This is a genomic window from Pseudoroseicyclus tamaricis, assembly GCF_012070395.1.
Lineage (GTDB): Bacteria > Pseudomonadota > Alphaproteobacteria > Rhodobacterales > Rhodobacteraceae > Pseudoroseicyclus_A > Pseudoroseicyclus_A tamaricis.
On record NZ_JAAFYS010000001.1, the window covers coordinates 163,038 to 184,223 of the forward strand.

Sequence of the window (21,186 nt, forward strand, 5' to 3'; positions counted from 1 at the left end):
CACCGTGGCTAAACCCGGCCGCAGAGGACGCAGGCAAACGAGCGAGGGCAGTCACTTGGTCGAATCCGGGCAGGCCGCCCCCCGCACCGCCATCGTCGTTCCCGCGCCGGCCAAGGTGAACCTCGCGCTGCGGGTCACCGGGCGGCGGGCGGATGGCTATCATGAGCTGCACTCGCTGGCGGTCTTTGCCGGCATCGGGGACGAGCTCTTCGTCTCCCCCGCCGCCAACGTGACGCTGGAGGTCGACGGCCCCACCGCCCCCGGCGTTCCCACCGATGGCTCCAACCTCGTCCTCAAGGCCGCCGAGGCGCTCCGCGCCGCGCGGGGCGTCACCGCCGGGGCGCGCCTGCGCCTCACCAAGCGGCTGCCGCATGGGGCCGGCATCGGCGGGGGCTCCTCGGATGCCGCGGCGGCGATCCGGGGGCTGGCGGCGCTCTGGCGCGTCGCCCCGCTGACGGCGGCGGAGGCGCTGCCGCTGGGCGCCGACCTGCCCGTCTGCCTCGCCGCGCCCGCGCCGCAGGTCATGGCCGGCATCGGCGAGCGCCTCACCCCCGCGCCGGCCCTGCCGCCCTGCGGCCTGCTCCTCGCCAATCCCGGCGTCCCGGTGCCCACCGGCCCCGTCTTCCGCGCCCTCTCCGGCCGCTTCGGCGCGCCCCTGCCGCCGCTGCCGCCCGCCCCGGATTTCGTCGCCCTCACCGACTGGCTCGCCGCCGCCGGCAACGACCTCTCCGCCCCGGCGGAGGAGGTCTGCCCCGCCATCACCGCCGTCCGCTCCGCCCTCTCCGGCGCCCCCGCCTCCGGCATGTCCGGCTCCGGAGCCACCTGCTGGGCGCTCCTGCCTGACCCGGAGGCGGCCGCCCGCCTCGCCGCCGAGATCGCCCGCCACCACCCCGACTGGTGGCTCTGGGGCGGCCCCCTCGCCTGACGCGCCTCTCGCTTTTCTGCAAATATCCGCGGGGGGCGCCGCAGGCGCGGGGGCAGAGCCCCCTCGACGCCCGCCTCCCCGCGCCGCACCAGCCGCGGCGCGCTACCCCTTCATCCGGGTCGTCTTGTAGGGCATCCCGTGCGCGTCATAGGTCGTCCACTCGCCGACCTGCCGCCCCGCCTCGAAATGGCCCGTGCGCAGGCGCGTGCCGTCCTTGCGGAAGAACTCCCAGTAACCCGTCTCGCGCCCGTCCTCCGTCTGGCCCCGCGCCCGGAGGGAGCCGTCCTTGTGCCGCGTCTCGAAGGGCTCCGGCATCACTCAATCCTCCGGCTGCAGATCCATCAGGAAGGAGAGGACATCCTCGGCCGGCATCTCGCAAGGCTTCAGCCGTGGTCCCGCCGCCAGCTCGTAGAGATTGGCGGAGATGTAGCCCGGCCCGTCCAGCGCCCAGGCCTGCAGCTTCCAGCCCCGCCCACCGGCCACCGGCACCCTCGCCACCCGCCAGCGGCGCCCGAGCGCCCGGCCCGTGAAGGCGCCCTCCGGCAGGGCGTGGAAGCGGGCGTGGGCGGCGGGGCCCAGGCCGCTCACTTCTGGCCGATCTTCGGCTCCGTTCCCGCGCGCAGGCGGGCGATGTTGGCCGAGTGGCGCAGCACGATGATGATCGCCAGCGCCAGGCAGAGGAGCGACAGGTCCGGCCGGCCGAGCACGTGGGCAAGGATCGGGGAGCAGACGGCCGCCAGCAGGGCGGAGAGCGAGGAATAGCGCGTCAGCGCCGCCACCACGAGCCAGACGGCGCAGGCGGCGAGGCCCAGCGGCCAGAAGATCGCGAGCAGGATGCCGAGGAACGTCGCCACCCCCTTGCCGCCGCGAAAGCGCAGCCAGACGGGGAAGCAATGGCCCAGCAGCGCAGTGAAGGCGGCCAGCTGCGCCGCGTCGTCCCCGCCCAGCCAATGGGCGAGGATCACGGCGACGGCGCCCTTCGCGGCATCCAGCAGTAGCGTCGCCAGCGCCGCCTTGCGGTTGCCGGTGCGCAACACGTTGGTGGCGCCGATATTGCCCGAGCCGATCTTGCGCAGATCGCCCAGCCCCATCGCCGCGGCCACCACCACCCCGAAGGGGACGGAGCCGAGCAGGTAGCCGGCCACCCCGAGGATCGCCAGCCACAGGCCCGGCGTCGTCATTTCCGGCAGAAAGATCATCCGAACACCCGCTCCCCCGCAACCCAGGTGCCGCGCACCTTGCCCTGAAGACGGGCGCCGTCAAAGGGGGTGTTGCGCGACTTCGAATGCAGCGTCTCGCGGTCGAGCACGAAGGGCGCGTGCTCGTCGAAGAGCACGAGGTCCGCCGGCGCGCCCGCCTGCAGCCGCCCGCCGGGCAGGCCGAGCCGCCGCGCCGGGTTGCGCGACAGGGCGCGGAACAGGCGGTTAAGGCTCAGGTGCCCGCCATGGACGAGCCGCAGCGAGGCCGGCAGCAGCGTCTCCAGCCCCACGGCGCCCGAGGCGGCGACCTCGAAGGGCAGGCGCTTGGATTCCTCGTCCTGCGGCGTGTGGAAGGAGGAGATGACGTCGATCAGCCCCGAGGCGACAGCCTCCACCGCGGCCATCCTGTCATCCTCGCTCCGCAGCGGCGGGGTGAGCTTGAAGAAGGTCCGGTAATCCGCCACGTCGAACTCGTTGAGCGTCAGGTGGTGGACGGAGATGCCGGCGGTGATGTCGAAGCCGTTGGCCTTCGCCCGCTCCAGCGGCGGCAGGGCGCGGGCCGTCGTCACCTGTCCCGCGTGGTAGCTCGCGCCCGTCATCTCGATCAGCGCGATGTCGCGGTCGAGCCCCATCCGCTCGGCCATCGGGCTGACATGCGGCAGGCCGCGCAGCGAGGCGAACTTGCCGGCGGTCGCCACCCCGGCGGCGGAGAGCCCCGGCTCCTGCACGTGGCCGACAACGAGCGCGCCGAGGGCGCGGGCATAGGTGAGGGCGCGGGCATAGACGCGGGTGTTCTCCACCACGCGGAAGCCGTCGGTGAAGGCGACGGCGCCGGCATCCATGAGGAAGCCGATCTCCGTCATCTCGCGCCCCTCGCGCCCCTTGGTCAGCGCCGCCATGGGGCGCACGCGGGCGAGGCTGTCCTCCCGCGCGCGGCGGGAGACGAATTCCAGCACCTCGGGCGTGTCGATGGTCGGGCTGGTGTCGGGCCGCGTGACCATCGTCGTCACGCCCCCGGCCACGGCGGCCCGCCCGGCGGAGCGGAAGCTTTCCTTGTGCCGTTCGCCGGGCTCGGAGACCTTGACGCCAAGGTCCACGATCCCGGGCGCGAGGCAGGCCCCGCCGCAATCGAGCCGCTCGGTGCCGGGGAAGGCGCCGTCCTCCAGCGGGCCGGCGATCACCTCGGCGATCTCGCCACCGCGGATCAGCAGGGCGCCGGGCTGCGGCGCCTCCGCCTCCGGGTCGATCAGGCGGGCATTGGTGAAGAGCAGCTCCGTCACGACACGTCCCTCTCATCGGCCATGGGGCCCGCCTCCTCCAGCTGCCGGGCGCGGGCGGTCAGCGCCTCGCGCGCCAGCCGCTGCACGAGCGCCGGTTCGCCGATGAGGCGGAAGCCGACCGGCGCGTTGATCGTCGCGATGGAGGAGCCGGTGGCCCGCCGCACCTCGCGGGTGGCGCGCTGGCGGTACTGCGATTCCGCGAACCAGACATGGCCGAGGCCGAAGGGCCCCTCCTCGATCTTCAGCAGCGGCTCGCGGAGCGGATAGCGGTGGAGGTGGCGGCCGAAGAAACGGTCCGCCACGTAGGCGGCGCGGTCGGTGAGGGCATACTCCGTCACCCGCCGCCGCTGGGCATCGAAGACCAGCCGGCCGATGGTGAACCAGAGGCCGAGGAGCAGGGCGATCGCCTCCGTGACCGACACCTGCCCCGTCTGGGTGCTGCCGGCGAGCAGCCAGATGCCGAGGCGGATGACGGGGAAGAGCAGCAGCAGGGCGCCGATGGCCCCCTCGGTCGACTTGATGTCGCTCCAGAGGATGCGCCCGTCGGGCCGCCCCTGCCACAAGACGCGCTCCCCCGCCTCGATGCGGCTCTCCCAGCCGCTCATGGCCGGGCGCTCGCGGGTAGGTCGGTCACGTCATGGTCCCTGGCTGAGGATCGGCCGGAGAGGGCAGTCACGCGCCGATCCCCTCGGCGCCGCGGGCGTTGGCCTGCTTGAGGTTCTCCGCCAGGAGCTCCATGGCCGCCATGCGCACGGCGACGCCCATCTCCACCTGCGTCTGGATGACGGAGCGGTTGATGTCGTCGGCGATGGTGCCGTCGATCTCCACCCCCCGGTTCATGGGGCCGGGATGCATGACGATGGCGTCGTCCTTGGCATAGGCGAGCTTCTCGGCATCCAGCCCGTAGCGGTGGTAATATTCCCGCTCGCTCGGGATGTAGCCGCCGTCCATCCGCTCCTTCTGGAGGCGGAGCATCATGACAACGTCGGCGCCCTTCAGCCCCTCCTCCATGCTCTCGAAGACCTCGACGCCGAGCTCGGAGATGCCCGGCGGCATCAGCGTCGGCGGGCCGACGAGGCGGAGGCGGTTCTCCATCTTGCCGAGAAGGAGGAGGTTGGAGCGGGCGACGCGGCTATGGGCGATATCCCCGCAGATGGCGATGGAGAGGCGGTGCAGCCGCCCCTTCGCCCGGCGGATGGTGAGCGCGTCGAGCAGCGCCTGCGTCGGGTGCTCGTGCCGCCCGTCGCCGGCATTGAGGACGGCGCAGTTCACCTTCTGCGCGAGCAGGTCGACGGCGCCGGAGTGGGGGTGGCGGACGACGATGAGGTCGGGGCGCATGGCGTTGAGCGTCAGCGCCGTGTCGATCAGCGTCTCGCCCTTCTTCAGCGAGGAGGAGCCCATGGCCATGTTCATGACGTCCGCGCCGAGCCGCTTTCCGGCGAGCTCGAAGCTGGCCTGCGTGCGGGTGGAGGCCTCGAAGAACATGTTGATCTGCGTGAGCCCGGCGAGCCGCCGCTCCGGCGTGACGCCGTCGCGCATCTCGTTGGCATGGATCTCGGCACGGTCGAGCAGCGCCACGATCTCGTCCTGGCCAAGCGGCTCGATGCCGAGGAGATGTCGGGCGCGGAAGGTCATCGGTCGGTCCCCTTGGGGCGAGGTCATGCCCCGGCGCGAGGGCGGATGCAACATTTGTTGGAAGGCGCGGGCTGTTGAAGGGGCGAGGAGTGGCGCACCGCCCGGGCTGCATCCCCCCGCGCGGAAGCAAGGCCCGCAGGCCGCCGCGCGAGCGCCTGCCCGTCCCGGCGGGCTGGCGCTCTGTCAGAGCTTGGCGCTTCGCGGAGGGCGGGGAGGGGTGTGGCGGGCATAAAGCGCGCAGCGGCGGCGTTGGATGCGCCACCCCACGGGCAGGCTCGAGAGGGGGGTGCTTGCGGAAACGGGTCCGGCTCGAGGCGAGGCATCTAGCGATCCGGCCGCCGCTCTTTCCCCCCCCGCGCGGAATCAAGGCCGCAGGCCGCCGCGCGAGCGCCTGCCCGTCCCAGCGGGCTGGCGCTCTGTCGGGGCTTGGCGCTTCGCGGCGAGCGGGGAGGGATGTGGCAGGCATAAAGCGCCAAGCGGTGCCGTCGGAGCGCCACCCCACGGGCAGGCGTGCGAGGTATGCGCTAGGGGCCGGGCGGGGAAGGTGGGTTACAAGCCCACCCTACGGAGGGCCGCGCTCCGCCCCTTAGGGTGGCTTTTCAACCCACCACGCCCCTCGGCTACGCCTCGCCCCGCGGCTTCAGCAGATCGCGGATATCCGTCAGCAGCTCTTCCTGCGTCGGGCCCTTGGGCGCGGCCGGCACCGGCTCTCCCTGCTCCACCTTCGCGTCCTTGATCCGGTTCACCGCCTTCACCAGCAGGAACACCACCAGCGCGATGATCAGGAAGTTGATCACCGCCGTCACGAAGGCCCCGTAGGCGAAGATCGCGGCGCCGCTCTCGCGTGCCGTCGCCAGCCCCGCATTGGCCGGCACCTCTCCCGACAGCACCACGTACATGTCGGAGAAATCGACGCCCCCGAGGATCAGCCCGATCACCGGGTTGATGAGGTCGTTCACCAGGCTCTGCACGATGGCCGTGAAGGCCGCGCCGATGATGATCCCCACGGCGAGGTCCATGACATTGCCCTTGGCAATGAAGTCGCGAAATTCCTTGATCATAGTCCCACTCACTCAAACGCGCGGCCCCGCCGCACCTCACTGCGGCGAAACCAGCCCCGCCGCATATTCCTGCGGCGAGGCTAGCGCATGTGATCCGGCGCGGGCAGGGGCCTCAGCCCCGCAGGCTGCCGCCCGTGGCTTTCGTGACCTTGTCGACGACCCTGGCCGCCACGGCCTCGATCTCCTCGTCGGTCAGCGTGCCCGCCTTCGGCTCCAGCCGCACGGTGACGGCGAGGCTCTTCTGCCCCTCCGCCAGCGACCCACCGGAGAACTCGTCGAACACCCGCACTTCCGAGATCAGCGCCTTGTCCGCCCCTTGCGCGGCGTTCACCAGCACCTGCGCCTCCACGTCCTTCGGCAGCACGAAGGCGAAGTCACGCTCCACCGCCTGGAAGGCGCTGGCCTCCAGCGCCGGGCGGGCGGGGGACTTGGCGCGGGGCAGGGGCACCTCCTCCGGCGAGAGGGTGAAGGCGACCACCGGCCCCTTCACGTCCATCGCGGCCAGCACCTTGGGGTGCAGCGCGCCGAAGGTGCCCATGACCTTCTTCGGACCAAGGCAGAAGCGCCCGTGCCGCCCGGGATGCCACCAGCCCTCGCCGCCGCGCATGACCTGCATCTTCGCCGGCGCGCCCATGGCGGAGAGCACGGCCTCGGCATCGGCTTTGGCGTCGAACACATCCTCGGCCCGGCTCTCGCCATGCAGATCCTTCGGGCCGGTCTTGCCGACCCAGATGCCGGCGATCTGCCAGCTCTCTTCCCCCGGCTCACCGCCGGAGAAGACATGGCCGACCTCGAAGAGCCCGAAATCCGCCTGCCCGCGCGCCTGATTGCGCGCCGCAGCGGCCAGCAGGCCGGGCAGCAGCGAGGGGCGCATGTGGGACATGTCGGTGGAGATCGGGTTCTCCAGCGCCGTGGCCTCGTCGCCACCGCCGAAGAGCTGGGCCGCGCCCGCCTCGATGAAGCTGTAGGTGACGCATTCGTTGTAGCCGAGCGCCGCCGCCTGCCGCCGCGCGAAGCCGAGGCGGCGCTGCATCGGCGTCAGCACCGGCTGCGGCACGCCGGGCACCTGCGGCATTGGCCGGCCCTCCAGCTTGGTCAGCGAGGCGATGCGGGCGACCTCTTCCACGAGATCCGCCTCGCCCTGAACATCGGGCCGCCAGCTCGGCACGGAGGCCATGTCGCCATCCAGCGTGAAGCCGAGCGCCTCCAGCGTCGCGCGCTGCTCCTCGGCCGGGATCTCCATGCCGACGAGGCTGACCACGCGGTCGGTATCCAGCTTGTAGGCGCGCGAGGTGTCGGGCACCTCGCCGACCTGGATCATCTCGCTGGCCTCGCCGCCGGCGATGTCCACGATCATCCGCACGGCGCGCGACAGCCCCTCGGGCGTGAAGGCCGGATCGACCCCGCGCTCGAAGCGGTAGCGCGCATCGCTGTGCACCTTGAGGGCCCGCCCGGTGTAGGCGATCTGCACCGGGTCCCAATAGGCGCTCTCGACGATCACATCCGTCGTCTCCAGCTCGCTGCCGGAATGCTCGCCGCCCATGATGCCGGCGATGCTCTCTGGGCCATTGTCATCCCCGATCACCATCTGCCCCGGCTGGAAGCGGTAGGTCTTGCCGTCGAGCGCCAGCAGCTCCTCGCCGCCGGCGGCGCGGGAGACGCGGATCGCGCCTTTCACCTTGGCCGCATCGAAGACATGCAGCGGGCGGTTCAGATCGTAGGTGAAGAAGTTCGTGACATCGACGAGGAAGTTGATCGGTCGCAGCCCGATCGCCTTCAGCCGCGCCTGCAGCCACTTGGGGCTCGGCCCGTTGGTCACGCCGCGGATCACCGTCGCGCAGAAGAGCGGGCAGCCGTCCTTGGTGTCGTCATCGACGCTGATCTTCAGATCGGAGGTGAAGGCGGGCGCCACCGCCTCGAACGGGATATCCTTCAGCACCCCCAGCCCCCGCGCCGCGAGGTCCCGCGCCACGCCGCGCACGCCGAGCGCGTCGGGCCGGTTGGGGGTGATGGCGATCTCGATGACCGGGTCGACGGCCTCGGGCCGGTTCTCCGCCAGCCAGTCGGCGAACTCCTCGCCGACCTCGCCCGACGGCAGCTCGATGATGCCGTCATGCTCGTCGCTGAGCTCCATCTCCCGCTCGGAGGCCATCATGCCGTGGCTCTCAACGCCGCGGATATTGCCGACGGAGATGGTGATATCGAGCCCCGGCACATAGGCGCCCGGCTTGGCGACGACGACGGTGATCCCCTCGCGGGCATTCGGCGCGCCGCAGACGATCTGGCGGGTGCCCTCGTCCGTCTCCACCTGGCAGACGCGCAGGCGGTCGGCATCGGGGTGCTGGGCGGCGGAGGTGACCTTGCCGATGGTGAAGCCTCGGAGCTTCTCGGCAGGGTCTTCGATGCCCTCGACCTCGAGCCCGAGATCGGTCAGCGCCTCGGCGATCTCCGCCACGGAGGCGGAGGTCTCGAGATGGTCCTTCAGCCAGGAGAGGGTGAATTTCATCGTTGGTCTCCTTTGCGGGGCCTGGCCCCTCGTCTGGCGTAGGGTGCGTGCTCGTCACGCACCTTTGGGCCAGTGTTTGGTTCGGTGCGTGCGAGCACGCACCCTACGCCTCGTATCTCTTGGCGAGGTCGTCCTCGTCGCCCATCTCGTAGAGCTTCAATTCCCTCGCCAGCCGGATGGTCGGCTTGGCTGCGAAGAGGATCGAGCCGACGAGGAAGAACCACGTGCCCGGGGTCTGCCAATTCTCGAAGAAGAACATGACCGACCCCACGATAAAGCAGAGCGCCGCGCCGAAATCGACGAAGGTATAGGCGATCTCATAGCGCGCCCAGAGGCGGCGAGAGGCCTCGTTCTGGTGACGGCGGTCGTGGTGGAAGAGGGTCATTTCTCGTCCTCCTGAGGGCTGGCATCTGGCTCTCGGTTGGTTCGTCTCTCAGTGCTTCTATTCGGTGGGATCGCACTGGTGTTTCGAACTTCCGCTACTATCCCCCCCCTCCGGGCCCCAGAATAGAAGGCGAACCAAGCGGTTGCCGCACTAAGAGTCATGAGAAAAACTGCAAGGGCGGGGAAGCGCGAAGGTGGAGGAAGATGATCTGCGTCCGTATCGAAGGGAGCTACGCTGCCAGCGGTCAAGACCGAAACCACGCTGTTGGGAGTGCTGGAAACAACACTGAATCTAGTGAGTGATCGTGGTGCGATGGCGGGCAGGCTTATGATGGTTCCTTCAGTTCCGACTGATCTCTCGTACGGAATCTCATTTCTAAAGATGACAGAGTCCGCTTCTTCGCTCAGATATATCTCCAAGTCACGACCAGTAAGTTTTCCCGAATTGAGAAGTGAGATGCTCAAAATGTGGCTGAAATCTTCATATTCTGCATTCGGAATTAGGAATTCGTCCACCACCGTCCAAGAGACGTTTGCCGACGGAGCCAGCATAGGGCCAAAAATTGGGGTGAATAAGACGACCGCCAGGCCCCCGATAACGACCGACACCAAAGAGATGGCGAGGGTCTTCACCGACTAAGACCCCCCGCCAACCCCGGTTGATCAAGCGCCGCAAATCCATAGTGCCGCAGCCAGCGCAAATCGCTGTCGAAGAACGCCCGCAGATCCGGAATCCCGTATTTCAGCATCGCCAGCCGGTCGATGCCCATGCCGAAGGCGAAGCCCTGGTACTCATCGGGGTCGATGCCGGCGTTGCGAAGCACGTTGGGGTGCACCATGCCGGAGCCCAGAACCTCCAGCCAGTCGTCGCCCTCGCCCACCTTCACGGTGCCATTGTCCCACGCGCATTGCACGTCGACCTCCGCCGAAGGCTCGGTGAAGGGGAAGTGCGAGGCGCGGAAGCGGGTTTTCACCTCGGTGCCAAAGAAGGCCGTGAAGAATTGCTCCAGCACCCATTTCAGGTTGGCCATCGAGATGTCCTTGTCGATGGCGAGGCCCTCGATCTGGTGGAACATCGGGGTGTGCGTCTGGTCATAGTCCGCGCGATAGACGCCGCCGGGGCAGATGATGCGGATTGGGGCGCCGCTCTTCTCCATGGTGCGGATCTGGACGGGGGAGGTATGGGTGCGCAGCACGGCAGGGGGGCGGTTATCCCCCTCGGCGCGGCGCATGTAGAACGTGTCCATCTCGGCGCGGGCCGGGTGGTGGCCCGGGATGTTGAGCGCGTCGAAATTGTACCAGTCGCTCTCCACCCGCGGCCCCTCGGCCACCGAGAAACCCAAGCTGGCGAAGATCGCCGTGACCTCTTCGGAGACCTGGCTGATCGGGTGGATCGACCCGGCCGGCCGCCGCCGCGCCGGCAGCGTCACGTCGAGCCATTCGCCGCGCAGCCGCTCCTCCAGCGCCGCATCGGCCAGCGCCGTCTTGCGGGCGATCAGCGCGCTGTTCAGCTCGTCCTTCAGGGCGTTGAGCGCGGGGCCGGCCGTCTGCCGCTCCTCGGGCGTCATCTTGCCCAGCTCGCGCATCTTCAGGGAGACCTCGCCCTTCTTGCCGAGCGCGGCGATCCGCACCTCCTCGATGGCGGCCTCGTCGGAGGCATCCGCGATGGCGGAGAGGTATTTCTCTTTCAGATCGTCCATGTCCGGCCCTTGATTTCCTGCTGCCCTGCTAGCGAGCGGCCCTTCAAAGCACAAGAAGCCGCCGACCCGAAGGTCCGCGGCTTCCCAGAGTTCAACCCGTGTGAGGGTGTCTTACGCGAGCGCGGCCTTCGCCTTGTCGACGATGGCGCCAAACGCCTCGGGCTCGTGCACGGCGAGATCGGCGAGGACCTTGCGGTCCACCTCGATGCCGGCCAGCGACAGGCCGTTGATGAAGCGGCTGTACGTCAGCGCCTCGTCATGGCTGCGCACGGCGGCGTTGATCCGCTGGATCCACAGGGCACGGAACGTGCGCTTGCGGTTCTTGCGGTCGCGCGTGGCGTATTGGTTGGCCTTGTCGACGGCCTGCTTGGCAACCTTGAAGGTGCTGCCGCGGCGGTCGTAATAGCCCTTCGCCTGATCGAGGATCTTCTTGTGGCGACGGTGCGTGATGGGGCCGGTCTTGGTGCGTGACATGTGTGATCCTCCTCAGCGCGCGTAGGGCATCATCGGCTTGATGATACCTTCATCAGCCTTCGACAGCGTGGTGGTGCCCCGCGCCTGGCGGATGAACTTGTTGGTGCGCTTGATCATGCCGTGGCGCTTGCCGGCCTGGCCGGCAACGACGCGGCCCGACGCCGTCACCTTGAACCGCTTCTTGCAGCTCGACTTGGTCTTCATCTTCGGCATCTTTCTCTCCTTGTCGGATCGTTCAGGCGCGACTCGGCAATGCCAAACGGCCGGCCGCGCACAAATGGAGCGCGCCGTATAGGAGCAAACGCCCCCCGAAGCAAGGCCCCGCCATGGGCCTTGAGGCGCCCGGATCCCCTTCATCTGGCCATAAATACCCCGGGGGGTCGCCATTGGTGGCGCCATTGGTCCGAGGCCCGATGGCGACGGGGCTGGCCCCCACGCAGGCCTGCCTCCCCCGTGCCCCCTCACTTCCCCTGCGCCGCCGCCGCCAGCGCCTGTCGCAGCGCCGCGAAATGCTGGCCCGTGTCCGCTCCCTGGCGGGCGAAGAAGCGCTCCAGCGGCTCGTGGGTGGCGATGGCGGCGTCGATCTCCGGGTCCGTCCCCCGGGCGTAGAGCCCGGCCTGGATCATCAGCTCCGCCCGGTCATAGGCGCCCAGCCGGCCGCGGGCCTCTCCGATGAGCTGGTTCTCCTGCGGGCTCGCCGCGTCGGGCAGCGAGCGGGAGACGGAGCGCAGCACGTCCACCGCGGGGAAGCGGCCGCGCTCGGCGATGGCCCGGTCGAGCACCACGTGCCCGTCGAGCACGCCGCGCAGCATGTCGGCCACCGGCTCCTCCATGTCGGAGCCGGCGACGAGCACCGAGTAGATGGCGGTGATGTCGCCCTCCTCCTCCACCCCCGGCCCCGCCCGCTCGCAGAGCGCCGCGATGGCGCCGCCGGTGGAGGGGGGGTACCCGCGCAGCCCCGCCGTCTCGCCGGAGGAGACGGCGAGCTCGCGGTGCGCCTCGGCGAAGCGGGTGACGGAATCGAGCAGCAGCAGCACCTGCAGCCCCTCGGCGCGGAAGTGCTCCGCCACCGCCGTCGCCGCCAGCGCGCAGCGGCGGCGCACCTGCGGGGCGCGGTCCGACGTGGCGGCGACGACGACGGAGCGGGCCATCCCCTCCGGTCCGAGGACACCCTCCACGAAGTGCCGCAGCTCCCGCCCCCGCTCGCCGACGAGGCCGATCACCACGACATCCGCCGCCACCCCCTGCGCCAGCCCGGCCAGCAGCGTCGACTTGCCGACGCCGGAGCCGGCGAAGAGGCCGACGCGCTGGCCCCGCACCAGCGGCAGCAGCGTGTCGAACAGGGCGTAGCCCGTCGCCATCCGTGCCCCCAGCGCCCGCCGCTCCGCCGGCGGCGGCGGCGCGGCGGAGAGGGGGCGGGGCGCGGCGCCGGGCAGGAGCGGGCGGCCGTCGAGCGGGCGCCCGTCCGGGTCGATCACCCGGCCGATCCAGCTGTCGTCGGGGGCGAAGGCGGGGGGCGGCATCAGGCGCACGGGGCAGCCGGTGCCGATCCCCTCCGCCGAGCCCTCCGGCAGCAGCAGCACCTCTCCGGCGACGACGCGGATCACCTCCGCCCCCACCGGCGCGGGGCCGAGGATCTCCACCCGGTCGCCCAGCCGCGCCCGCTCCGCCAGGCCGGAGGCGACGAGCCGTCCGCCCGCGATCTCGCTGATTTCTCCCAGCGGCTGCGTCAGCCGCTGGCGGGAGACGGCGGCGGCCATGCGCGTGAAGAGCGGCGGGCCGATGGCGCTCTGGCTGGGGCGGGGCGGGGCGGCTGTCATGGCGATCTCCCTCGAAAAAGCCGGTCAGGGACAACGCGACCTTAAGGAATCTCGCTTAATCAGCCGTTGAGCCTGAACGAGGGAGAAGCCCGGTGTTCGACAATCTCGCCATTTTCGGCATGGCCGATGCCATGGCCCGCCACGCCGGTGCCCGCACCGCGCTGGTGGCCCGCAACCTCGCCAATGCCGACACGCCCGGCTACCGCGCCAGCCACCTGCCCAGCTTCGCCGAGGTGGCGGATAGCGGCGGGGTGGAGGTGCCATCGCTGCGCACCACCCGCGCCGGCCATATCGGCGGTGACCCTGCCCCCCTGCGCGCCCGGCAGGAGCCGGCGGAGGGCCAGACCTCCCCCAACGGCAACTCCGTCTCCATCGAGGAGGAGATGGTGCGCGCCGTCGCGGCCGAGCGTGAGCATTCCCGCGCCCTCGCCGTCTACCGCCACAGCATGCAGGTGCTCCGCACCGTCATCGGCACCTGAAAGGAGGTCTGCCATGTCCGATTTCGCCGACAGCCTGAACGTCACCGCCTCCGCCATGCGCGCCCAGTCCATGCGCCTGCGCCTGACGGCGGAGAATGTCGCCAATGCCGACACGCCCGGCTACCACCGCAAGACCACCTCCTTCCAGGCCGCCTACGAGGGCGGTCGCGCCACCGGTCTGGTGGAGGCGGGGCCTGTCCGGCTCGACCGCGCGCCCCTGTCGGTGGAGTACGACCCCTCCAACCCGCTCGCGGATGCGGAGGGGAACGTCGAGGGCTCCAACGTCAACCTCCTCCTCGAGGTGGCCGATGCCCGTGAGGCCGGCCGCAGCTACGAGGCGAACCTCAAGATGTTCGAGCAGATCCGCTCGATGTCCACCGAACTGATGAACCTCCTGCGCCGCCGCTAGGCCGGCGCCGCACTACCCCTCACCAGCCGATCCGCACCCATCAAGAGGAGTGACCAGAATGGAACTCGCAGCCGTCGCCCGCCAGTACGAGGCCGCCCGTGCCGCCGCCGAGCCGCAGCCCGGCGCCGCCGAGGGCCTCGCCGGCACCGCCGCCGCCGACTTCGCCGCCCAGCTCCGCCTCGGCGAGGAGACGGCGATGGGCGCCATGTCCGGCGATGCCGACCCGCACGCCCTCGTCCAGGCGCTCGCACAGACGGAGCTGGCCGTCGAGGCGGCCGTCGCCGTGCGCAACAAGGTCGTCGAGGCCTACCAGGAAATCCTGCGGATGCCCGTCTGAGGAGCGCCTGATGGACCCGGCCCTCTTCTACGACACGCTGCGCGCCGGCCTGCGCACCGCCGTGGTCATCTCGCTGCCGATCCTCTCGGTGGCGCTGATCACCGGCGTGGTCATCGGCCTCTTCCAGGCCCTGACCTCGGTGCAGGAAATGACGCTCACCTTCGTGCCCAAGCTCGGCGCCATCGTCGCCGTCTTCTGGCTGACGATGGGCTTCATGTCCGAGGCGCTGCGCAGCCTCTGGGTCGAAACGCTGGTGCCGCTGATCGCGGGGAGCTGAACCATGGACAACGCCATCTACGCCGGCCTCACCCGGCAGACGAGCCTGATGCAAGAGATGCAGAGCATCGCCAACAACATCGCCAACGCGGCGACCACCGGCTTCCGCGCCGAGGGGATGATGTTCTCCGAATACGTGGCCCTCACCGGCCCGGGGGAGCCGTCGCTCTCCATGGGTTTCGGCAATGTCGGCCTCACCTCCGCCGCGCAAGGCGCGCTGACGCAGACGGGCGGGCCCTTCGACCTCGCCGTCGAAGGCCCCGGCTACTTCCTCGTCGCCACGCCGGAGGGCGAGCGGCTGACGCGGGCCGGCGCCTTCACGCCCAGCGCCAACGGCGATCTCGTCACGGCGGAGGGCTACAACGTGCTCGACGCCGGCGGGGCCCCCGTCTTCATCCCGCAGGGCGCCGGCCCCGTCTCCATCGCGCCGGACGGCACCATCTCCGCCGGCGGCCAGCCCGTCGGGCAGATCGGCCTCGTCCGTCCGCTCGATGCCGAGGGGATGCGCCGCGCCGACGGCGTGCGCTTCGAGGCCCCCGCCGGCTGGGAGCCGGAGCTGGAGGGCCGCATGGTGCAGGGCTTCCTCGAGGGGTCCAACGTCGACCCCCTGATCGAGGTGGCGCGGATGATCGAGGTCTCCCGCGCCTACGAGCTCGGCCAGTCCCTCGCCGACCGGGAGGATGAACGCATCCGCGCCACCATTGAATCCGTCACCAGATAGGAGGCTCCGCCCATGCGTGCCCTGCAGATCGCGGCCGCCGGCATGTCGGCCCAGCAGACCCGGGTCGAGGTGATCTCGAACAACCTCGCCAACATGTCCACCACCGGCTACAAGCCGCGCCGCGCCGAGTTCGCCGACCTGCATTACCAGCAGGTCTCCCGGCCCGGCACCATCTCCTCCGCCAGCGGCACGGTGCTGCCGACGGGCGTGCAGCTCGGCCTCGGCGTGCGGGCGACCTCCGTCGCGCAGATCGTGGGGCAGGGGGTGCTCTCCGCCACCGGCGGCGATCTCGATGTCGCCATCGAGGGCGACGGCTACCTCGAGGTGACGCTCCCCGACGGCCGCGCCGCCTATACCCGCGATGGCGGGCTCAAGGTCTCCGGCGACGGGCTGATCGTCACATCCGACGGCTTCCCCGTCGCGCCCGACATCACCATCCCCGCCGATGCGCGGCAGCTCTCCATCAATGCCGATGGCGAGGTCTACGCCTATTTCGGCGACCGGGTGGAGGCGCAGTTCATCGGCCAGTTCACCCTCACCGGCTTCTCCAACCCCCGCGGGCTGGAGGCGATGGGATCGAACCTCTTCCTCGAGACGGAAGGCTCGGGCCCGCCCCTCGGCGGCAACCCGGGGGAGGACGGGCTCGGCGTCCTGCGCCAGGGCTACCTGGAGGAGAGCACCGTCGATGCCGTCCGCGAGGTGACGGACCTGATCGAGGCGCAGCGCGGCTACGAGCTGAACTCCAAGGTCATCTCGGCCTCCGACCAGATGCTCGGCTCGATGGTGCAGGTGCGCTGATGCGCCTCTGGCCCCTCCCCCTCCTCGCCCTTCTCGGCGGGCCGGCGGCGGCCGATATCATGGTCGCCGCCCGCACCATTCCGGCGCAGACACTGCTCGGCCCCGGCGATGTCCTCGCCTCCGAGGGCGATATGCCGGGGGCCGCCTCCGCCCTCGAGGAGGTGGTGGGGATGGAGAGCCGCGTCGCGCTCTATGCCGGCCGGCCGATCCGCCTCGCCGATCTCGGCCCGCCCGCCATCGTCGAGCGCAACGAGGTGATCCCGCTGATCTACAACGCCGCCGGCCTCAGGATCGAAACGGAGGGCCGCGCCCTCGATCGCGCCGGGGTGGGGGAGATCGTCCGCATCATGAACACCGCCTCGCGCAGCACCGTCACCGCGCTCATCGGCTCCGACGGGGCCGCCTATGTCGCCAGTCTGGAGTCCCAGTGATGACCCGCCTCCTCGCCGCCGCCGCAATCGCCCTCCTCGCCGTCGCCGGCTGCGACCGCACGCTGGAGGTCGGCCAGCCGCCGCCGCTCACCCCCGTCGCCATGACGGAGGAGCATCTTGCCATGATGTCCCCCGGCCTGCCGATCGAGACCTCCCCCGTCCTGTCGCCCGCGCCCATCGCGGGGGCCTCGCTCTGGACGGGCGAGCGCGGCTCGCTCCTCGGCGACCGGCGGGCGATGACGCGGGGCGACATCATGACCGTGGTCATCGAGATCGACGATTCCGCCAGCTTCAACAATGCCTCCGGGCGCTCCCGCTCCGGCGGGCAGGATCTGAGCATCGACGAGTTCCTCGCCCTGCCGCAATGGATCGACAACAACGGCGGGCCGAACCTGTCGCCCGCCGTCGGCGTCAACTCTTCCTCAAGCTTCTCCGGCGATGGCTCCGTCAGCCGCAACGAACAGCTGGAGCTTCGCGTCGCCGCCACGGTGACGGAGGTGTTGCCCAACGGCGTGCTGCAGATCCAGGGCCGGCAGGAGGTGCGGGTGAACAACGAGGTGCGCGAGCTTCTGGTCGACGGCTATGTCCGCCCGGCGGACATCACCCGCCAGAACGAGATCACCTACGACAAGATCGCCGCGGCCCGCATTTCCTACGGCGGGCGGGGCATCATCTCCGACGTGCAGCGCCCGCGCTGGGGCGCGGAGATTTCCGAAGTGATGCTACCGTTCTGAGGGTGCCGCCATGAAGAAACTCCTCCTCCCCCTCCTGCTCGCGCTCGTCGGCACCGGCGGCGGTGTCGGCGCCGCGATGTTCCTCCTCCCCGCGGCGGAGCATGAGGAGGCGCTCGGCCCCTGCGGCGATGTCGAGGGGGCGGGCGCGCCCGAGGCGGCGGAGGAGGAGGCCGGCGAGGAGGAGGTCGTCGCCGACGGCCCCTCCACCAACGAATACGCCAAGCTGAACAACCAGTTCGTCGTGCCGGTGGTGCGTGAGGGGCAGGCGGATGCCATGATGCTCCTCTCCCTCTCCATCGAGATCCCGCCGGGCCAGCAATCGGTGATCTTCGCCCATGAGCCGCGGCTGCGGGACGTCTTCCTGCAGGTGCTGTTCGATCATTCCAACGTCGGCGGGTTCGAGGGCAACTTCACCGCCGCCGCCAACATGCGCAACATGCGCGACGCCCTCCGCGCCGCGGGGCGGGAGGTGCTGGGAGACGTGGTCAAGGACGTGCTGGTGACGGATATCGTGCGCCAGCGGCTTCAGGGCTGACCCCCGGCCCCCGGCTGACGCGGGCGGGCCGGGACGGTCGGCGAAGCGGCAGGCAGGGCAGGGCGTGACCCGGCAGGCGCCTGCCTCCCGCAAGCCCCTTACCGCCTACTCCGCCGGCACCGCGGCTCGGCGGCGGCGCAGTATCGCCCAGGTTCCGGCGTAGAGCAGGGCCAGCGCCGCGGCGAGGGCGAGGGCGAAGACGCCCAGCACCGGCCAGCCCTCCGGCACCGTCGCCCATGGCGCGGCGGGCCAGAGCTCCGGCAGCACGATCAGCGTGAAAAGCGCCGCCGCCACGGCCACCGCCAGCAGCGCCGGCACCTGCGCGCCCCGCGCCGGCGCCCGCAGCGCCTTGCGGGCGGAGGCGAAGAGCCGCGCGATATCCGCCTGGATCGCCAGCAGCGCCGGCACCACCAGCAGCACCAGCACCGTCCCGAAGGCCAGCCCGTAGACGAGCGTGATCACCGTCGGCTTGAGGAACTCCGCCTGCGCCGAGCCCTCGTAGAGCAGCGGCGCCAGCCCCAGCACCGTCGTCGCCGTCGTCAGGAAGACCGGGCGCAGCCGGTCCGCCACCCCGTCGACGATCGCCGGCACCAGCCCCCGCTTCTCGGAATACTCGTCGATGGTGGAGACGAGCACGATGGAATCGTTGATGATGATGCCGATCATCCCGATCAGCCCCACCATCGAGAACATCGACAGCGGCATCCCCCAGGCCGCGTGGCCGAGGACCGCGCCGATCAGCCCGAAGGGAATGATCGACATCACGATCAGCGGCCGCGCCCAGGAGGAGAAGATCCACGACAGCACGAGGTAGATCGCCAGCAGGCAGACCATCGTCCCCAGCCGGGCGCCGTTGAGGAACTCCTGCTCCTGCTCGGAGAGGCCCGACATCTCCGTGTCGATATGGTGCACCTGCTCGAGCCGCGGCAGGATGTCCCCCTCGATCTGGCTCATGATCTCCGCCGCGCGGTCGGCATCCTCGTCGTCCAGCCCCGCCGTCACCGAGATGAGCATCGTGCCGTTGATCCGGCGGACGGAGCTGAACCCCGTCCGCTGGCTGACGGTGACGATATCGGCCAGCGGCAGGTAGGTGCCGTCCTCGGCGCGCATCATCGTGCGGTCGAGGAAGTCGGCCGTCAGCTCCTCCTCCGGCAGCTCGACGCGGATGGAGGCGCTGCGCGGCCCGTCGGGGAAGGTCGCCGCCTCCAGCCCGCCCAGCCGCTGGCGGAGGGTGGAGCCGAGCTGGTCGATGGTGAAGCCGAGCGCGCGGCCCTGCGCCGTCAGCGAGAGGATCAGCTCCTCCTTGTCATAGGCCAGCGAATCCTCGGGGCCCGACACCTCAGGGAACTGGCTCAGCTCCGCCTTCAGCGCCTCCGCCGCCTCCTTCAGGATCTCCGGTGTCCCCCCCGACAGCTCGACCGAGATCGCATCGCCCCCCGGCCCCGTGCCCCAGGAGCGGAAGCTGACCGTCTCCGCCATCGGCAGCGCCCGGGTGCGCTGCTGCAGGTCACTGGTGAACTGGCCGGAGGAGAAGGGGCGCAGGTCGGCGTCCACCAGCTCGATGGTGATGGCGCCAAGCTGGTAGCTCTCCTTGTCCTCGGCGCCGGAGAGGGGGCGCCCGTTGTTGCCGCCGATCTGGGCGATGACGTAGTTGATCGGGTTGACGCCGTAGGTCTCCTCGTACTCGGCCCCCAGCTCGGCGGCGGCGCGCTGCATCTCGTGCATCTGCTCGAGGCTGTCCTCGCGCGTCGCGCCCGGCAGCATGGCGAAGTTGCCGCCGACCGTCCCCTGCTCGGGGGAGGAGAAGAAGCGCCACTGCACGTCGCCGCGGATCAGCATCGCCCCCTGCCAGGCCAGCATCAGCAGCGCCAGCGCCACCACCGGGTAGCGGGCGAGGATGACGAGGCGCACGAGCGGGCGGAACAGCCGCTCCTGCACGAAGCGCATGCCCCGGTCGACCTGCCGGCTCGGCCAGTCGTACCAATGCGACTTCCCGGCACTCGCCAGCCCGTGGGAGAGGTGGTTGGGCAGGATGACGAAGCACTCGACAAGGCTCGCCGCCAGCACCGCGATGACGGTGAAGGGAATGTCGGAGATCAGGTCGCCGAAGCGCCCGCCGATGAGGACGAGCCCGTAGAAGGCGATGATCGTCGTCAGCGTGGCGGAGAAGACGGGCAGGAACATCCGCCGAGCCGCGTTCTCCGCCGCCACCTTGGGTGGCTCGCCGAGGCGCGTGGCGCGAAAGTCGGCATGCTCGCCGACGACGATGGCGTCGTCCACCACGATGCCGAGCGTGATGATCAGCGCGAAGAGCGACATGATGTTGAGCGTCAGCCCGAAGGCATACATCACCCCGATCGCCGCCAGCATCGAGACGGGCAGCCCCAGCGCCACCCAGAGCGCGGTGCGCGCGTTGAGGAAGAGGAACAGCAGCACCAGCACCAGCCCCAGCCCCATGGCGCCGTTATCGAGCAGCAGCGAGAGGCGGGCGGTGATCTCCTTGGCGGTGGAGTTGACGAGATCGATGGAGGTGCCGGCGGGCAGCGTCGCCTCCAGCTGCGCGGCGACCTCGCGGGCCGACTCCTCGATGGCGATGGCGTCGCCCTGCGCCGAGCGGCTGATGTCGATCTGCACCGCCGGGTTGTCGCCGACATAGAGCGCCCGGTCGCGGTTGATCGGCAGCGTCTGCACGTCGGCCACGTCGCCGATGGTCAGCGTCGTCCCGTCGGGGGCCTGCTGCAGGACGATCCCCGCGATCTCGCTGGCGGAGCGGCGCGCCTCGCCGGTGCGCAGGCGCTGGGCGCCGGCATCCCCCGCCGGGTCGGCCGTCACCTCCCGCGCGATGGCGGCGGAGATGTCGGACAGGCCGATGTCATGCTGGATGAGCGAGAGCGACGGCACCTCGACGAGGATCGAGGGCGCCGCGATGCCGCTGATCGAGGTCTGCGTGACGCCCTCCTCGAAGAGCCGCGCCACGTAATCGTCGGCGAACTCGGCCAAGGGCTCGATCCCCACCGGCCCGGTGATGATGGCCGAGGCGACCCGCTCGGCCCAGCCGCCCCGCCGCACCTGCGGCTCGTCGGCCCCCTCGGGCATGGAGACGGAGCTGGCGGCCTCCGAGACCTCCTTCTCCGCCGCGTCCATGTCCGCGCCCGGCTCGAATTCCAGCCGGATCGAGGCGCGCCCCTCCGAGGAGCGCGCATCCGATCCGGTGACCCCGGAGACGGAGCGCAGCGCCGGCTCCAGAGACTGCACGATGGCGGCGTCGACATCTTCCGCCCCGGCGCCGGACCATGAGACGGAGACTGAGATGGAATCGATGATGACATCGGGGAAGAACTGCGCCCGCATCCGCGGGAAGGCGAAGACGCCGGCGACGATCATCAGCACCATGACGAGGTTCGCCGCCGTCCGGTGCCGGGTGAAATAGGTGAACATCCCTAGCGTCCCCCGTCCGGGCCGCAGCCGCGGCCCCTGGGGCG

Annotated in this window: 25 protein-coding genes; 10 read left to right on the top strand and 15 right to left on the bottom strand. The window is 70.4% G+C overall.

Annotated features, from left to right (window positions below; genetic code table 11):
* The first annotated feature begins 55 nt into the window (after positions 1-55).
* Positions 56-925: a 4-(cytidine 5'-diphospho)-2-C-methyl-D-erythritol kinase gene (locus GY170_RS00695; RefSeq protein ID WP_203531125.1), complete on the top strand. Its 870-nt coding sequence runs from the start codon at positions 56-58 to the stop codon at positions 923-925.
* Between the two features lie 102 nt (positions 926-1,027).
* Here GY170_RS00695 and GY170_RS00700 read toward each other — a convergent pair whose 3' ends face one another.
* The 14 genes from GY170_RS00700 to GY170_RS00765 form a co-directional block, all read right to left on the bottom strand.
* Positions 1,028-1,240 carry a toxin-antitoxin system YwqK family antitoxin gene (locus GY170_RS00700; protein ID WP_167803277.1) on the bottom strand — a complete coding sequence of 71 codons (213 nt, stop codon included), beginning with the start codon at positions 1,238-1,240 and terminating at the stop codon, positions 1,028-1,030.
* A gap of 3 nt (positions 1,241-1,243) precedes the next feature.
* Positions 1,244-1,513, bottom strand: a complete 270-nt coding sequence (locus tag GY170_RS00705; RefSeq protein WP_235937767.1) for a hypothetical protein — start codon at positions 1,511-1,513, stop codon at positions 1,244-1,246.
* Positions 1,510-2,106, bottom strand: a complete 597-nt coding sequence (gene plsY, locus GY170_RS00710; protein WP_394351479.1) for a glycerol-3-phosphate 1-O-acyltransferase PlsY — start codon at positions 2,104-2,106, stop codon at positions 1,510-1,512. Before plsY ends, GY170_RS00705 begins: the two co-directional genes overlap by 4 nt.
* A 14-nt stretch (positions 2,107-2,120) precedes the next feature.
* Positions 2,121-3,404: a dihydroorotase gene (pyrC, locus tag GY170_RS00715; RefSeq protein ID WP_163889032.1), complete on the bottom strand. Its 1,284-nt coding sequence runs from the start codon at positions 3,402-3,404 to the stop codon at positions 2,121-2,123.
* The gene (locus GY170_RS00720) at positions 3,401-4,009 is read right to left on the bottom strand and encodes a hypothetical protein (RefSeq protein WP_163889034.1); all 609 of its coding nucleotides are present in this window, start codon (positions 4,007-4,009) and stop codon (positions 3,401-3,403) included. The genes pyrC and GY170_RS00720 overlap by 4 nt, the downstream gene beginning before the upstream one ends.
* Before the next feature lie 67 nt (positions 4,010-4,076).
* Positions 4,077-5,039 (bottom strand): aspartate carbamoyltransferase catalytic subunit, encoded by a 963-nt coding sequence (locus tag GY170_RS00725; protein WP_163889036.1) that lies wholly within the window; start codon positions 5,037-5,039, stop codon positions 4,077-4,079.
* A 620-nt stretch (positions 5,040-5,659) separates the two neighbouring features.
* Positions 5,660-6,100: a large conductance mechanosensitive channel protein MscL gene (gene mscL / locus GY170_RS00730; RefSeq protein ID WP_163889038.1), complete on the bottom strand. Its 441-nt coding sequence runs from the start codon at positions 6,098-6,100 to the stop codon at positions 5,660-5,662.
* Between the two features lie 112 nt (positions 6,101-6,212).
* Positions 6,213-8,606 carry a phenylalanine--tRNA ligase subunit beta gene (gene pheT / locus GY170_RS00735; protein WP_163889040.1) on the bottom strand — a complete coding sequence of 798 codons (2,394 nt, stop codon included), beginning with the start codon at positions 8,604-8,606 and terminating at the stop codon, positions 6,213-6,215.
* A gap of 103 nt (positions 8,607-8,709) precedes the next feature.
* On the bottom strand, positions 8,710-8,991 hold the full coding sequence (locus GY170_RS00740) for a YrhK family protein (protein ID WP_163889042.1): 282 nt from the start codon (positions 8,989-8,991) through the stop codon (positions 8,710-8,712).
* Complete coding sequence (locus tag GY170_RS00745; protein ID WP_167803278.1) at positions 8,988-9,623, bottom strand: hypothetical protein; 636 nt, start codon at positions 9,621-9,623, stop codon at positions 8,988-8,990. The genes GY170_RS00740 and GY170_RS00745 overlap by 4 nt, the downstream gene beginning before the upstream one ends.
* The gene (gene pheS, locus GY170_RS00750; protein WP_163889044.1) at positions 9,620-10,690 is read right to left on the bottom strand and encodes a phenylalanine--tRNA ligase subunit alpha; all 1,071 of its coding nucleotides are present in this window, start codon (positions 10,688-10,690) and stop codon (positions 9,620-9,622) included. The genes GY170_RS00745 and pheS overlap by 4 nt, the downstream gene beginning before the upstream one ends.
* A 111-nt stretch (positions 10,691-10,801) precedes the next feature.
* Positions 10,802-11,164 (bottom strand): 50S ribosomal protein L20, encoded by a 363-nt coding sequence (rplT, locus tag GY170_RS00755; protein ID WP_163889046.1) that lies wholly within the window; start codon positions 11,162-11,164, stop codon positions 10,802-10,804.
* A 12-nt stretch (positions 11,165-11,176) separates the two neighbouring features.
* Positions 11,177-11,377 (bottom strand): 50S ribosomal protein L35, encoded by a 201-nt coding sequence (gene rpmI, locus GY170_RS00760; protein ID WP_163889048.1) that lies wholly within the window; start codon positions 11,375-11,377, stop codon positions 11,177-11,179.
* A 248-nt stretch (positions 11,378-11,625) separates the two neighbouring features.
* Entirely contained in the window at positions 11,626-12,984 is a 1,359-nt protein-coding gene (locus GY170_RS00765) for a FliI/YscN family ATPase (protein WP_394351467.1), read from the bottom strand.
* A gap of 92 nt (positions 12,985-13,076) precedes the next feature.
* On the opposite strand from GY170_RS00765, the gene GY170_RS00770 reads away from it, so the two are divergent.
* Genes GY170_RS00770 through GY170_RS00810 form a run of 9 tightly spaced genes read left to right on the top strand, consistent with a single transcriptional unit; the run spans position 13,077 to position 17,704 of the window.
* Positions 13,077-13,463 (top strand): FlgB family protein, encoded by a 387-nt coding sequence (locus tag GY170_RS00770; protein WP_163889050.1) that lies wholly within the window; start codon positions 13,077-13,079, stop codon positions 13,461-13,463.
* 13 nt (positions 13,464-13,476) lie between these two features.
* Positions 13,477-13,872, top strand: coding sequence for a flagellar basal body rod protein FlgC (flgC, locus tag GY170_RS00775; protein ID WP_163889052.1), 396 nt, complete (start codon positions 13,477-13,479; stop codon positions 13,870-13,872).
* Positions 13,873-13,930: 58 nt separating this feature from the next.
* Positions 13,931-14,209, top strand: a complete 279-nt coding sequence (fliE, locus tag GY170_RS00780) for a flagellar hook-basal body complex protein FliE (RefSeq protein WP_163889054.1) — start codon at positions 13,931-13,933, stop codon at positions 14,207-14,209.
* Between the two features lie 10 nt (positions 14,210-14,219).
* Positions 14,220-14,486: a flagellar biosynthetic protein FliQ gene (locus GY170_RS00785; protein ID WP_163889056.1), complete on the top strand. Its 267-nt coding sequence runs from the start codon at positions 14,220-14,222 to the stop codon at positions 14,484-14,486.
* A gap of 3 nt (positions 14,487-14,489) precedes the next feature.
* Positions 14,490-15,206: a flagellar hook-basal body complex protein gene (locus GY170_RS00790; RefSeq protein ID WP_163889058.1), complete on the top strand. Its 717-nt coding sequence runs from the start codon at positions 14,490-14,492 to the stop codon at positions 15,204-15,206.
* A 12-nt stretch (positions 15,207-15,218) separates the two neighbouring features.
* Positions 15,219-16,004: a flagellar basal-body rod protein FlgG gene (gene flgG / locus GY170_RS00795; RefSeq protein ID WP_163889060.1), complete on the top strand. Its 786-nt coding sequence runs from the start codon at positions 15,219-15,221 to the stop codon at positions 16,002-16,004.
* Positions 16,004-16,435, top strand: a complete 432-nt coding sequence (gene flgA, locus GY170_RS00800) for a flagellar basal body P-ring formation chaperone FlgA (RefSeq protein WP_163889062.1) — start codon at positions 16,004-16,006, stop codon at positions 16,433-16,435. The genes flgG and flgA overlap by 1 nt, the downstream gene beginning before the upstream one ends.
* Entirely contained in the window at positions 16,435-17,169 is a 735-nt protein-coding gene (gene flgH, locus GY170_RS00805) for a flagellar basal body L-ring protein FlgH (protein WP_163889064.1), read from the top strand. The genes flgA and flgH overlap by 1 nt, the downstream gene beginning before the upstream one ends.
* Positions 17,170-17,179: 10 nt before the next feature.
* Positions 17,180-17,704, top strand: a complete 525-nt coding sequence (locus tag GY170_RS00810) for a flagellar basal body-associated FliL family protein (RefSeq protein WP_163889066.1) — start codon at positions 17,180-17,182, stop codon at positions 17,702-17,704.
* 105 nt (positions 17,705-17,809) lie between these two features.
* Here GY170_RS00810 and GY170_RS00815 read toward each other — a convergent pair whose 3' ends face one another.
* Positions 17,810-21,142 carry an efflux RND transporter permease subunit gene (locus tag GY170_RS00815; RefSeq protein ID WP_163889068.1) on the bottom strand — a complete coding sequence of 1,111 codons (3,333 nt, stop codon included), beginning with the start codon at positions 21,140-21,142 and terminating at the stop codon, positions 17,810-17,812.
* Positions 21,143-21,186 lie beyond the last annotated feature (44 nt).